At 54.7% G+C, this 12,801-nt stretch carries 13 protein-coding genes; 6 read left to right on the forward strand and 7 right to left on the reverse strand.

The features are described 5' to 3' along the window. Positions 1 to 21: 21 nt before the first annotated feature. The gene (locus QZV76_RS05460; protein WP_290598859.1) at positions 22 to 534 is read right to left on the reverse strand and encodes a phage holin family protein; all 513 of its coding nucleotides are present in this window, start codon (positions 532 to 534) and stop codon (positions 22 to 24) included. Positions 535 to 745: 211 nt separating this feature from the next. Beyond that, positions 746 to 1,750 (reverse strand): glycoside hydrolase family 25 protein, encoded by a 1,005-nt coding sequence (locus QZV76_RS05465; RefSeq protein WP_290598860.1) that lies wholly within the window; start codon positions 1,748 to 1,750, stop codon positions 746 to 748. A 773-nt stretch (positions 1,751 to 2,523) separates the two neighbouring features. Here QZV76_RS05465 and QZV76_RS05470 point away from each other — a divergent pair. The 4 genes from QZV76_RS05470 to QZV76_RS05485 all read left to right on the forward strand — a co-directional run bounded on the left by QZV76_RS05470 (position 2,524) and on the right by QZV76_RS05485 (position 6,570). Next, complete coding sequence (locus QZV76_RS05470) at positions 2,524 to 3,690, forward strand: ATPase, T2SS/T4P/T4SS family (RefSeq protein WP_290598861.1); 1,167 nt, start codon at positions 2,524 to 2,526, stop codon at positions 3,688 to 3,690. Then, entirely contained in the window at positions 3,683 to 4,537 is an 855-nt protein-coding gene (locus QZV76_RS05475; protein WP_290598862.1) for a hypothetical protein, read from the forward strand. Before QZV76_RS05470 ends, QZV76_RS05475 begins: the two co-directional genes overlap by 8 nt. Before the next feature lie 250 nt (positions 4,538 to 4,787). Further along, positions 4,788 to 4,994, forward strand: coding sequence for a DUF4244 domain-containing protein (locus QZV76_RS05480; protein ID WP_290598882.1), 207 nt, complete (start codon positions 4,788 to 4,790; stop codon positions 4,992 to 4,994). Positions 4,995 to 5,229: 235 nt separating this feature from the next. Next, entirely contained in the window at positions 5,230 to 6,570 is a 1,341-nt protein-coding gene (locus tag QZV76_RS05485) for an MFS transporter (protein WP_290598883.1), read from the forward strand. 239 nt (positions 6,571 to 6,809) lie between these two features. On the opposite strand, the gene QZV76_RS05490 is transcribed toward QZV76_RS05485, so the two are convergent. Together QZV76_RS05490 and QZV76_RS05495 are read right to left on the reverse strand one after the other, a co-directional pair. Beyond that, positions 6,810 to 7,628 carry a hypothetical protein gene (locus QZV76_RS05490; RefSeq protein ID WP_290598863.1) on the reverse strand — a complete coding sequence of 273 codons (819 nt, stop codon included), beginning with the start codon at positions 7,626 to 7,628 and terminating at the stop codon, positions 6,810 to 6,812. After that, entirely contained in the window at positions 7,625 to 8,488 is an 864-nt protein-coding gene (locus tag QZV76_RS05495; protein WP_290598864.1) for an ABC transporter ATP-binding protein, read from the reverse strand. The genes QZV76_RS05490 and QZV76_RS05495 overlap by 4 nt, the downstream gene beginning before the upstream one ends. A gap of 291 nt (positions 8,489 to 8,779) precedes the next feature. Here QZV76_RS05495 and QZV76_RS05500 point away from each other — a divergent pair, with 291 nt between their 5' ends. Both QZV76_RS05500 and QZV76_RS05505 read left to right on the forward strand, forming a co-directional pair. After that, entirely contained in the window at positions 8,780 to 9,196 is a 417-nt protein-coding gene (locus QZV76_RS05500) for a TadE family type IV pilus minor pilin (RefSeq protein ID WP_290598865.1), read from the forward strand. An 83-nt stretch (positions 9,197 to 9,279) separates the two neighbouring features. Beyond that, positions 9,280 to 9,663 (forward strand): Rv3654c family TadE-like protein, encoded by a 384-nt coding sequence (locus QZV76_RS05505; protein WP_290598866.1) that lies wholly within the window; start codon positions 9,280 to 9,282, stop codon positions 9,661 to 9,663. Here the strand turns inward: QZV76_RS05505 and QZV76_RS07495 are convergent. The 3 genes from QZV76_RS07495 to QZV76_RS05515 are packed head-to-tail and all read right to left on the reverse strand — an operon-like array spanning position 9,660 to position 12,530. After that, complete coding sequence (locus QZV76_RS07495; protein ID WP_366664348.1) at positions 9,660 to 10,775, reverse strand: Zn-binding domain-containing protein; 1,116 nt, start codon at positions 10,773 to 10,775, stop codon at positions 9,660 to 9,662. The two genes, QZV76_RS05505 and QZV76_RS07495, sit on opposite strands and share 4 nt — an antisense overlap. Beyond that, on the reverse strand, positions 10,676 to 12,175 hold the full coding sequence (locus QZV76_RS07500; RefSeq protein ID WP_366664349.1) for a DEAD/DEAH box helicase: 1,500 nt from the start codon (positions 12,173 to 12,175) through the stop codon (positions 10,676 to 10,678). Before QZV76_RS07500 ends, QZV76_RS07495 begins: the two co-directional genes overlap by 100 nt. Before the next feature lie 43 nt (positions 12,176 to 12,218). Then, positions 12,219 to 12,530: a rhodanese-like domain-containing protein gene (locus tag QZV76_RS05515; protein ID WP_290598867.1), complete on the reverse strand. Its 312-nt coding sequence runs from the start codon at positions 12,528 to 12,530 to the stop codon at positions 12,219 to 12,221. Positions 12,531 to 12,801 lie beyond the last annotated feature (271 nt).

Consider the following 12,801-nt stretch of genomic DNA (forward strand, 5'->3'; position numbering starts at 1 on the left):
CACTACTACAGAGTGCTGCTATTACTGCAGGTAAGTGTATTCCTTCGGGGCAGTCTTGCTGCTGGGAACAACTTCTTTCAGCTTTTCGACGGACTCAATGGTTTTTTCTGGCTTTTCAACTTGCTTCATCTTCCATAGGCCAATGCCGGCGAAGACTGCCGCAAAGACGAGAAGGAGCAGGAAGGTAATAAGGTAGCCGCACCAATCCCAGGTGACAGTACCGAGCCAGAGGGTAAAGAGCTTGGCCCACATGATGGTGAATGGCAGGAACGACATGAGGGCGAAGACGGCAGCGATAATGAAGAAGATGCTGCCCATGGCGCCGCGCTTTACCTGGACGCCAATTTCGGTCTTAGCGAGCTCGAATTCTGAGCGGATAAGAGTGGAGATTTGTTCGGTGGCAGTCTTAACAAGCTGTCCGATGCTGGCGTCCTTGGGCTGTGGGACGGCATCGTACATGGCGATGCCGGAGATCTTAGCGGAGGAGGCTGAATCGTCAGCTGACTTTTCTCCGAAGCGGTCTTTGATACTCACTGTTCCTCCAAAAATAACGTATGGGAAATCCCGTACTGTCCATCGTGCCACGAATTGTCGAGCTATACCTAGATTTTAGGAAACAATATTGTGTGCGTAGCAGCTACTGTAATGCTTACCTATATTCTACGCTGCTAGTTTCCCGCAATAGGGGTGACTAAAAGCACTTTTCCACACGATTGAGGGGTTGGGAAAGTGCTGTTAGTTGCTGTTAGTGGCGTGGTGCGGGAACACCTTTAGGGAAGTTTTTTGGTACGTTCTTCGGCACGTTCGTAGGCACCTTTTTAGATACGTTTGCAGGTATCTTTGTGGGCACGCTCTTCGGGATGGCATTGCGGAGTTGCTTGCGGGCATCTCGCTCGATTTTTCGCTGCACATCTGGGGGAATGAATGCGCGAATATCGGGAATGTCGTTCTTGTCTATGGCGGGCAATTCCGGCAGCGGGGGAAGGGCGTCGGGATCAATACCGTCACTGAGGATAGTTTTCTGGGATGCCCCAAGCCTGGTGAGGGCAAGAAGTTCCTGTTTACTGCCGTTGAACGTGTTGAGGTCAATGGGGGTGGCAACGCCGTCAACAGAACCATTGCCGGTGTATTGCCAGAATGTCCATTTTGTCCAGCCACCGGGAAGCGGCATGGTGGGGGAGGTACCGCCGTTGTAGTCGGCAATCCAGAGGGGACGTTCGGAGAATTCGGTGGTGTTGCCCATTTGGTAACGCCAGAATCCGGGGGAGACGTAAATAATGGTCTGCCGGCCGGTGAGCTTATCGAGGGTGGTGAGGAAGGCTCGCACCCATATTTGGAGGGCGGCGGGGCTTAATCCACCTGTTTCTTCTAGGTCGAGGGCGGGGGGAAGGTCCAGGCTGGTGGTGTTAGTGGCAAGGACGGCGGCGTAATGCTGTGTTTGCAGAATGGCGGAGTATTGCGGCAGGGCGTAGTGGTAGGTGCCGCGGATAAGGCCGGCTGCCCGCATGGAGGTGGAATCCTCCTGGTAGTGCGGGTTGACGTAGCTGAGGCCTTCGGTGGCTTTGACGATGGCGAATTGCTGTCCGGCGGCTTTCACGCGAGCCCAGTCGATGGCCATGGAGCCAGGGTGTTGGTGGCTGGCGACGTCAGATCCGGGGAGGAGGGCGATAGCGGGTGCGGCGAGGGCGACGCTGACGGCGGCAATTCCCGACGTAAGCAGCATCGTCGTGCGGCGAGACCAATGACTCATGTGAATAATGTTACCAATGTTACTGGTGAGATTATCAATACTTATGACGCGTGTTGTCGATATGCGTTGTAGATGCGTGCCCGCGGAAGAAACTGTGAAAGAAGCAGGGGAAGCGGGAAGGGGGCATAAGAAATAAAAAAGCGGCGAACGCATCGTCCGCCGCCGCACGGCATTTAAACGATCAGTTCGTGCCAACGTAGGGTCGGTTCTGAGGTTCAGCCGGCGCTCCCACAAAACTCTCCAGCTCCGTGGGACCGGCAATCTCCCGCCTGTAGATGCCCGCCGAAACGGGCGGCACGTGGGTGTTTAACTGCCGTGCAGGAAACCGTGACAGGAGGAAAAACCTTCTCTTCTGATTCGTCCCTAGCTGTCTTCGTTTTCCGTACTTTCATCATCACTCGAACCGTAGGGGACAGCCATTGTGATTTATTACAAACTGGCTGGTAGGAAACGGGATAAAAAAACAATGGCAGGTGTATCTGTACCGTCTTTTGCTGTGTCGGTAGAACGATGAAAGGGATAGTGCAGGTAGTAGCTCTAAACGTGATTTCTTTTCGAGAGTGCTGACAGATTTTCCAGGGGTTAAGGCGTGGGGGACGTATGTAGTGGCAGAGGAATAGTAAAAAGTTGCCATTAAGTATGACGTAGATCACACAATATGTAGATCCAACTTATTCACAGGTCCCCAGTTATCTACAGAAACGCCCATTAATACGGTTTGCGGAAGACTATCACCCCTCCAGGCATGTCACTATAGGTGGCACCACCACTACATGATTCACGTTGTGAAACATTCTCTGGGGGTGGGCAAGAAAGACCAGAAAGGAGCGAAAGAAAACATGATGGCACACGCAGACCTCTGGGGGCCCCTCGCTAGTATCCTCAACGATCCCGCCATCACCACCACCCTCACTGACCTCATCGTCGGACCCCGCGGAACCATCTGGGTAGACTGCGCACACGACCCCGGGCTCCACCGTCTACCCCACACGCCACTATGCGAAGAAGACTGCCGATCGTTAGCAGTACGGCTTATCCGTAGCACCGGCGGCCGTCTTGATGACGCCCACCCCTGGGCAGACGCCACACTTCCCCTCAACCCCACTACCCGTATGCGCGTCCACGCCGTACTGGCACCTCTTGCCACCACCGGAACAACTATCTCCCTACGTGCCCTCCGCACATCCACCCACACCCTCCCCAGCCTTGTCACCTCCGGGTTCCTCACCTCACGACAGTGCGCGGAACTTGTACGGGACCTTGAAGCCCGCCACTCCATTCTTATTTCCGGGGCCACCGGAGTAGGAAAAACAACTCTCCTTGGTGCGCTAGCAACATCACTACCCGCGCAAGAGCGGCTTATCTGCATTGAAGACACTGCCGAACTTAACCTGTACCACCCACAACTCGTCCAACTCGTTACCCGCGATAACAATACGGAAGGACGCGGTGGCATTCCCATGTCTGTCCTGGTGTGGCAGGCACTTCGCATGCGACCCGACCGTATTATCGTCGGAGAAGTACGCGGCAATGAAGCCGTTGACCTCCTTACCGCACTCAACACCGGCCACCGGGGAAGCCTTGCCTCCATCCACGCTAATAGTGCCCGTGACGTCCCCCATCGCCTGCTCACTCTGGCCCTTACCGCAGGAATGCCAGAAGCTGCTGCACAGCACACTATTGCCTCCGCACTTGACGTTATCGTCCACCTTGCCCGCGACTCCTACACCGGCCAGCGGCATATTAGCGACATCTGGCACGCACGTAATACCTGGCACACGGTGGGTAGCTGGTGTATGAGCGACAAATACGGTGACGACTACGCCGATAGCTCTGGCAGAAACATCAGCAGGAGCAGCGACGCTAGCGACAACAATAAAGCCTGCGAAAACAGGGAAGCCTGCGAAAACAGTAGGGAAGAGATGGCGTGTGATGAGTAGTATTGTGGTTCTCCTTGCCCTCACTCTCCTCGCTACGGGCTGCTGGTACACCCACCACTGGAGTGGAACACACGAACACGAACGCAACCAGTGGAACAACCAGCTACACACACTGCAAACTGCCCGTATTACCCTCGCCGCCGGTGACTATGCCACCCCCGCACTATCCGCAGCAATACCTGCCGACTGCATTCCACCCGCACTTCTTGACTCCCTTATCCGGCGCGGCAGTCCCCTCGATGGTGTTCTAGCTGCTGCTGAAGACACTCTCCGCACTAAACTACATGCCCATTCGCACCAGCGTTCTGTCCTCGCCGGTGTTCGCGCCACCGCCCTCATTATGGAGGCCCTCCCCGGCGTAGGAATTCTCGTGGGGTATCTCCTTGGTGCACACCCGCTGCACTTCCTCACCCACGGGTGGGGGAGCCTTGCCCTCCTTACCGGCGTGGCACTGCAAACAACCGGATTGTGGTGGATCCACCACATGGTCGGCCACCTTCCCCCACCCAATAACGATGCCGCACTGAAACTCCCCCTCCTGGCGGCACTCCTGCGCGCCGGTATGCACGTAGATGACGCGTGCGCACACCTTTCCCCCATACCCACCTGTTGTGAAACTCTCCTCCGATTATCTTCCCGGCAAGGCGCACCCATAGCCGCACAACTAGATGCCCTCGCCCGCGACCAACAAGCCCAAGCCCTAGCTCACTGTGAAGAAGCAACAGAAGAAATGAGTGTCCTTCTCGCCCGTCCACTGGGACTCTGTTTTCTTCCCGCATTCATGCTGCTAGGGGTCGTCCCCACCGTTCTGGAACTAGGAGGGAGCTACATGCAGCACTTCACCTAACTAGCTCGTCCCTATCTGGTCCATCCCTATGCGGCCCAGTTCAGACCCAACAGAAAAAGAATATGAAGGAGTATTAATGTCCACCCAATGCCAGAGCACCATTGCCCAGCACGGCAGTAATCAGCACGGTAATGAACCGCGCAGTATTGAACAGCACAATACTGACCAGAACAATACTGAACAACACAGTATTGTGCGCCGTAGCATGGCCCAGTGCAGAGGTGCACTGCAGAATATGCTGCACAGAATTATGCAGTGGCTCTACAGGACCTATGAGGCTATCCGTGTGCATACCGTTAGCATGTGGAGTGATGAATCCGGTATGAGCACCGTCGAATACGCAATCGGCACTATTGCTGCGGCAGCATTCGGGGCGGTTCTTATTGCCGTCGTGAAATCGGATAGTGTTCAACAATCATTGCTGAATATCATTCAGCAAGCACTCAACATTCACTAAACGGTATCCGCTAAGCAGTAGTAGCTAAGTAGTGAATGAGAGCGGAAATCCCCTCGGAATGCTGTATTTCTTCTCACGGTAAGCAAAAGTGACGAAAACCTTGTTGTGCGAAAATTCTGCCCCATAGACTTTCCCTATTACCCGTAGCACACGCACAACCAGCAGAAAGAGGGGATCCGTGACTACTCCCCCCACAGAGACACTACCCGGCAGCCAAATATCAGCAGCGCCGGAAATGACCGCAGCCGCCGCCCTCAACGACTACGCAGAACGTATTCCTCGTAGCCGCATCATTCTTTCCTCAATGATCGGCACCACCATCGAGTTCTACGATTTCTACGTCTACGCCACCGCCGCCGTCGCCGTCTTCCCAGCACTCTTCTTCCCCAAAGCTGACGCCACCGCCGCGCTACTATCCTCATTCGCAACATTTGGTTTAGCGTTTATCGCCCGCCCCCTCGGCTCCCTCATCTTCGGACATTTCGGGGACCGTGTTGGCCGCAAAGCAACACTTGTAGCGTCCCTCCTCACCATGGGTATCGCTACTTTCCTCATAGGGCTTCTCCCCACCTATGTACAGGCTGGTGTGTGGGCCCCCGCAATGCTCTCCATCCTGCGGTTCTGCCAAGGCCTAGGTCTGGGAGGGGAATGGTCCGGCGCTGTCCTCCTCGCCACCGAAACAGCCCCCAAAGGCAAACGCGGGTGGGCTGGAATGTGGCCACAATTAGGGGCACCCCTCGGTTTCCTCCTCGCAAACGGCCTTTTCCTTATCCTCGTCCATGCGCTCAATCACACCGAAGGCGCACTCGACGGTGATTTCATGGTGTGGGGATGGCGCATACCCTTCCTCCTCTCCATTGTGATGGTTATCCTCGGCCTTTACGTGCGTATGAAACTGGAAGAAACCCCCGTTTTCCAACATGCCGTCACCCACGGCAAGCGCGTTGCTTCCCCCATCAAGGAAACATTTCGCACTGCCTGGCGGCCCCTCATTCTCTCCACTTTCATCATGGTGGGTACCTACGCCATTTTCTACATCACCACCACGTGGATACTCTCCTACGGGATCGCCAAACCCGACAATGGTGGACTGGGAATACCCTACGGGGAATTCCTCCCACTGCAGCTTATTGGGATTCTCTTTTTCATTGCGGGAGTACCCTTATCCAACTGGCTATCAGACAAATATGGGCGTCGGAAACCATTACTCATTATCACGACGATCATTGTTCTCTACGGCTTTACTTTCGGCGCATGGATTCCCGCCACAGCAACCAAAGGGGACGTTCTGAGCTGGCTGATAGTGGGCATGTTCCTCATGGGGCTCAGCTTCGGCCCCATGTCCGCCCTCCTGCCAGAACTATTCCCCACGAACGTGCGCTATACCGGCTCCGGCATTGCCTACAATGTGGCCTCAATTCTTGGCGCCGCCCTCACCCCATTCGTTGCCACCTGGCTCGTTAGCACCCATGGAGTGTTCTGGGTAGGCATCTACATGGGGTGCCTTGCCGTGCTCACAATTATCGCGTTACTTCTCTCCCAAGAGACCAGCGACGTTGACCTTGCCGCAGTGTAAAACACCAAAATGTAAAACATTAAAACGTAAAACATGACAACTGCAGAACATGGAACACACTGCGGCAAGGCGTAGCACAGCGTTAAAACACAGCAGTGCTATGTCAGCAGGTAGATGATGACGAAGAGGAGTAACGTTCCGGCTACGCACACGTAGGGAATGAGTTTTTTTATTCATTACTTTTTCCTTTTCGGGTGTGAGATAAGTTGTTGTTAAAAGGTGTTGCTGTGAAGGCACCATTAAGAAAACTTGCTATTTTCGTCGTGTTTGATGGCTGCCACTGCCCCGAGGATCGCCACCACAACCCATATACAGAGCGACGCTATCCACCATCCATTGGCTTGAGTACTGTCCAGAATTGAGTGACAGAGTTCAATAGCAGCAGTTGAGGGAAGAATCTTCGCAATGTAGTCCAATACTTGCGGAAGATCGGTAAGTTCCCGTGCCTCGCTAAGAAGTAGGAAGATAAAAGAAACTCCTAGAGAAACAGCCAGAGATGTCCGCGAGGAGAGTGTAAAACCGAAGCACACCCCAATAGCGGTGGTGCACAATCCAAACACGCAGAAAACAAGCAGTAGCAACCCTATTTGGGACCCTGAGAAGTGTGCTGCGCTTGCTGCTGCACCCACACCAATCCCAATGAGTGCACTGAGTATGGCAAGGAGGAAGGGCGCCCCGCTCCATGTCACTAGCCGTGTTCCTACACCCGTTGGCAACGTGCGTAGGTAGTAGTAATAGTCGCTACCTCGTACATGGTTAATTCCGTTAGCCGGTAAGTTAATACCCACCATCAGCACACCTGTTAAAGCCAGGAGGGCGACGGCCGGGGACGAAATATCTGCAGAGTTACGGACGGAAGCCCCACCGATAACAAAAAGAAACACCATCATGAGCAGTGGATATGCCATGTTGAGCAAAACTGCTGCGGGTTCTTTGAGCCAGGCCACTATCTCATTTTTTAACCATAGATTGGTTACTGAAAAAGCTGATGGGAAGTCACGTTTATCCACGGCGAAGAGGTTTTTTTGTTCGCAGCGCTGTTCGCAGTTGGTAGTCATCGCTGTTCCTTCTCACTACTTAGGGTGATGAAAGCTTGCTCCAATGAGGGGTGCGAAATCTCAATCTGTGTGAATGGCCACCCATCTTTCGCAAGAGAGGTAAGTGCAGCTTTTATATCCGTTGTCCGCAAAAGAGTATCAGTACTATTTGCGGAAAGAATATCAAAAGCGCTGCCCTCCCCAGATAGGGCTCCTTCCGGAACATCGCTGATCTTTATAATTGAGGCTTGTGCAGAGCCGAGAAGCGCTTTTGTTTCCGAGTCCGCAATGAGATTCCCCTTGTGGAGGACAATCACGCGATCACAAAGTTGTTCAATTTCTTCGATATAGTGACTCGACACTAGTAGGGCACGATTTTCGCCAGTGATCGTTTTGATTGATTCCCAGATAGCTGATCTGGTCATGGTGTCGAGCCCGGTAGTGGGCTCATCCAAAATAGTGAGTGGCGCATCGGCGAGAAAAGCTGATGCTACGGACACTAAACGCTGCTGCCCACCAGAAAGATTGCCGATAGTTTTGGAAGCATGATCCGTCAAGCGGAACTTTTCCATAATCTCGTCTACCAAGGAACGAGTCCCGAAATGGAAGGCGACAAAGTTGAGGAAGTTCCGTACCTTCATACGTGGATCAACACCCGTTCCCTGGGGTGTTACACCGATATAGCGACGTGTCTCGGGTAGACGCGGATTACGGTTGAGAAGTGTGACAGTTCCAGAAGTGGGTTTGTTAAGACCACTGATAAGTGAGAAGAGAGTCGATTTTCCAGCCCCATTTTCACCGAGAACACCAACCAGTTCACCGGGGAAAACATCAAAACTGACATTCTTTAAAGCTTGGACGTCTCCGAAGCTTTTAGACAAAGAACAAGCAGACAGTATTGCCGTTCTGGGGGGGGGGAGCACTTCTTTTGCTATCCACTAATTTGTGCTTTCTATGACCAACATGGAGTTATGTATCCAGATTTCCGAGTTAAGACTACTTCCTCGTTTATCCTCTGCACAAGCATGAATTGAAGCATATATAGTGCTAAAACGCTTCTGTTATGTGTGCATAGATGCCTGGTTATCCACGTTTGTGAGGAATGTGGATAATCGGGGGTTGACGCTGTTCCGACGTCGCTGCGGCTACCACCGTGCAGGACACTAGTGGGTATGGATACGCTGCTGCAACGACTTTCCCCACGCCGCAACCGCCCCGCACAAGCAACTGTGCAATACGACCCACCACACTCGCCCATGCCGCCAACAGTAGATGATGCTGGCATGGTGACGGTGGAAGCAGCACTAGCTTATATCTCCCTCATGGTTGTTCTAGTGGGGTGTTTAGCTGGCTTCGGGGCAGGAATTACCCAACTGCGTCTTACTGACGCTGCACACACCGTGGCACGCAGTGTTTCACGTGGTGAAACACCGCCGGGAGCAGAGGAACTTCATCTCCCCAGCGAAGCCCATATTCACATCACCACAACCACGTCACTAGCGCAGGTACAAATAGAAGCCCCCGCCACCGTTCTCCCCCTCACCTTGCATGCGCAAGCAAGTATGCCACTGGAAAGAATCGCCGAATGACACTCCGTACTAGAAGTTGTACTAGAAGTCGCACCAGGGGAATACCCAGGACAGCGCCGGAGGCAATACCGACATCCCGCATAGTGTCCCTGCAGACGGATGAGCGCGGCGCGGCAACAGTATGGGCAGCATACGCATGCGTTGCCGTCATCACCCTACTAGGGGTTATATTGCTACTCGTTACCGCAGTACAGACCCGCCACCACGTATCTTTCTGGGCAGATGGTGCCGCATTAGCCGGCGCCGCCCACGTCCGCGAAGGAGAAAATACAGCCTGCGCTGCCGCCGCCACCTACCTGGCCCACCACGATGACACATCAACACTGCAAAACTGCACTCTTATTACCCACCCGGACACCCACATGCCGGCTCTAAAAGTAGTGGTCACACGCCCCTTTCACACTTTCCGTCCCCTAGCACATTTCACCGTGGAGGGAAGAGCCTGCGCCGGGCCCATGCCAGGCTAACGCACGCTAGGCGTCGGGTTGAGAGCCTGATCCGGAGCCGCGTCGGGCATATCCCCTAGAACACTCGACAATGCGCCAAGAAGCGCCACAGCACCGGACTTTGATAAAGGACGATTTCCATTACCGCACTTAGGAGACTGAATACAGCTAGGGCAGCCATCCTCGCAAGAGCACGCAACAATAGCGTCCCGGGTAGTCCGCAGCCACGTGGTCATCTCCCTATACCCACGCTGCGCATAGCCCGCCCCGCTCTGGTAGCCGTCATACACAAACACTGTTGCCTCCCCCGTATCCTCATGAAGCGGCGTTGACAGACCCCCAATATCCGCACGATCACACCCCACCAGGAGGGGCAACATTCCAATGGCGGCATGCTCCGCCGCATGCAGTGCACTCGGCACATCCTGCTCCGCAATACCGAAGTGGTGGAAGAATAGTGGATCCACATGGTAGTAGACAGCCTGCGTGTATAGTTCCGTGGGCGGCATGTCCACATCCACCACATCAATAACTTCCCCCGTCTCTGCTTTCCGCTCATACTCTTTCACCTGGCGGACCACTGTAACGTCAGCTAAGCCAATAGTGACAGAGCTTGCTCCCGAACCGAAGTGGCGTTCCTCCCGAATCCGCTCCACATGTATCTGGGTATTCGCGCGGGAATAGGTTGTCCACGGTGGGACATCGCTTGTGACACAGGCAATACCATTCTCTAAATCGAGTTCGGTAACAAGGTAACTATCGCCCTGGTGCAAGTAGATAGCGCCAGGGTGAAGCTGCGCGAATGCACGTGCAGCATCAGCAGTGCCAAGAAGCTGCCCGTCATCTATACAAACAATGGAAAACTCGTCAGCGGACCCACCCCGCAAGGAAACATTCTGCCAGGACGAATCATAGTAGCCCGCCGGATACCACGCACCCGTAGCCGCAGACACTTTGCGGTGACGCACCATGCCATGGTCCTGCATTTCCCCAAGCAGTTCCTCCACATCCACCCCATCACGGGCTGACCACGCTACCACTTCATCATCACGCAACGGCATTTCCGCAGCAGCACACCACAATTGTGGGACGAGAAGATTAGGGTTTGCCGGGTTTGTAACAGTAGCCTCCACGGCTTATCAAGTAGTGTCTCCGGGTGGTGGAGGAGGTAACTATCTAGCGGATCCGACCGACCAATAAGAATAACTAGTGACCCTTGATTGCGGCGTCCCGCCCGGCCGGACTGCTGCCAAAAACTAGCAACCGTGCCGGGGAAACCCGCAATAATCACCGCGTCAACGCCAGCAATATCAACACCTAGCTCAAGAGCATTAGTGGTGGCGGCAGCAAGCAGGGTGCCATCGTTTAAATCCTGCTCCAGTTGGCGGCGGTCCTCCGCTAAGTATCCAGCCCGGTAGGCGCCAATGTGCTGCGCTAGGTCAGTGGCGCGGTCGAGGGGTAGCTCTCCTTGCTCACCGCAGCGTATAAGAGCATGTTGGGCAGCCAATGCGGTATCTTCGGCGCCGCGTCGGCTTCGCACAAACGCTAGCGTGCGGGCACCCTCCGTCACCAAATCTGCCATAAGTGTGGCGGCTTCTTTTGTGGCTGCTCGACGTACCGGCGCCCCGTTTTCTCCCTCCAAGCGGGGAATAATGGGCGGTTCCCATAGAACAATGGTGCGTTCCCCTTGTGGTGACCCATCTTCTGTAACAGCAGTGACGGGCATACCAATGAGAGTGCTGGCGGCCTCCTCCGGGTGGGAGGTGGTGGCGGACGCCAAAATGATGGTGGGTGTGGCCCCGTAGTGTGCGGCAAGCCGCAGCAGCCGACGTACTTCAATAGCAACATTGCTGCCGAAAACACCCCGGTAGGCGTGGCATTCATCAATAACTACATAGGTGAGATTGCGGAGGAGACGCAGCCAACTTTTATGCTTCCCCAAGATGGAGAGGTGCAGCATGTCTGGGTTGGTGAGAATGAAGCGACTGTGGTCGCGGATCCAGGTGCGTGTTTCGGTGGGGGTGTCGCCATCGTATTGGGCGGGGGAGGAGTCGCGAAGCCGCTGGCTGACTGTGGGGTCAGTGGCCATGTGTGCGGCACCGTCCAGGAATTCTGTAAAAGCACGCAGTTGGTCCGCCCCCAGTGCTTTCGTGGGGGAGAGGTAGAGGGCTGTGGCGTTGGGGTCCGCGGCTAGCTGGGTGATGATGGGAAGGTGGTAGCCCAGGGTTTTGCCGGAGGCCGTGCCGGTGGCAACAACAACATGGTTCCCCTCCCAGGCAAGGTTAGCGGTAGCAACCTGGTGTGTATAGAGTTCCGCAATACCCTGCTCGTTAAGCCAGTCTTTCGCCGCGGGCAGTATCCACGTGGGCCAGGGTGCATAGTGAGGGTCGCGGCCGGGAAGATCCCGCACGTGGGTGATAGGACTGTGCTTGTTGAGACTGTGCTTATTGGGATCGTGGGTGGGGTTAGTGTCGCGTAGGAGGTAGGAGAGCAAACTCCGCCCATACGTGTGGGGTGTTTGCTCAAATGTCATAGTGGTTACAACAGTACCGAATGGCTACTTAGGACTTTACATATTAACTGACGGGAATGTTCGCCAGCGCGGCGTTAGTGTAGGGCTCGTTAATCCAATGAATATCGAGGTCACTCCGGTTGTCACGGAGGTAGTCGCAGGCTTTTCCGGCGCGCCCACCCATGCGGCAATGCACCCACACTTCACCGGCCGGAATGTCTTTGGTACGGCTGGGAATGTCCCCGAGGGGAATGTTAGTGGCGGCCAGGAGATGGCTTTCATCCCATTCGTCCGGCTCGCGCACATCAAGGATAAGTGGTGGCGTGGTGCCATTATTGAGACGTTCCTGAAGATCTCGGAAGGTGTTTACCGTCACTGGCATTATTGTCCTCTTTCCGCCATTTCTTGTGTTGTCTTGTGTTGTGTTGTTAGCGCTTGTGTGTCTGTTGACGGCGTCTACTGCGTGGTGTTTTCTTCACGTGGGGTGCGTCGTCGGACACGGATTCTAGGCCAGCGGCATCAATATCGGAGTGGGCGAGGGCGGTGGCGTCGGCGGCAGCTTGTGTATCCGCCATGCTTTCCGCCAGGGATCCTGCACTGTTCCCACTATCCGTGCCGGCTGCGCCGTCTGCACCCGTTGCACTGTT

Origin of the sequence: Lawsonella sp., from assembly GCF_011525565.1 — a bacterium.
Lineage (GTDB): Bacteria > Actinomycetota > Actinomycetes > Mycobacteriales > Mycobacteriaceae > Lawsonella > Lawsonella clevelandensis_A.

Coding starts and splice junctions, on each gene's coding strand:
- QZV76_RS05465 (WP_290598860.1), bottom strand. CDS start 1,750: ATGAGTCATTGGTCTCGCCGCACGACGATGCTGCTTACGTCGGGAATT.
- QZV76_RS05480 (WP_290598882.1), top strand. CDS start 4,788: ATGCAGTGGCTCTACAGGACCTATGAGGCTATCCGTGTGCATACCGTT.
- QZV76_RS05485 (WP_290598883.1), top strand. CDS start 5,230: ATGACCGCAGCCGCCGCCCTCAACGACTACGCAGAACGTATTCCTCGT.
- QZV76_RS05475 (WP_290598862.1), top strand. CDS start 3,683: ATGAGTAGTATTGTGGTTCTCCTTGCCCTCACTCTCCTCGCTACGGGC.
- QZV76_RS07500 (WP_366664349.1), bottom strand. CDS start 12,175: ATGACATTTGAGCAAACACCCCACACGTATGGGCGGAGTTTGCTCTCC.
- QZV76_RS05470 (WP_290598861.1), top strand. CDS start 2,524: ATGATTCACGTTGTGAAACATTCTCTGGGGGTGGGCAAGAAAGACCAG.
- QZV76_RS05500 (WP_290598865.1), top strand. CDS start 8,780: ATGGATACGCTGCTGCAACGACTTTCCCCACGCCGCAACCGCCCCGCA.
- QZV76_RS05490 (WP_290598863.1), bottom strand. CDS start 7,628: ATGACTACCAACTGCGAACAGCGCTGCGAACAAAAAAACCTCTTCGCC.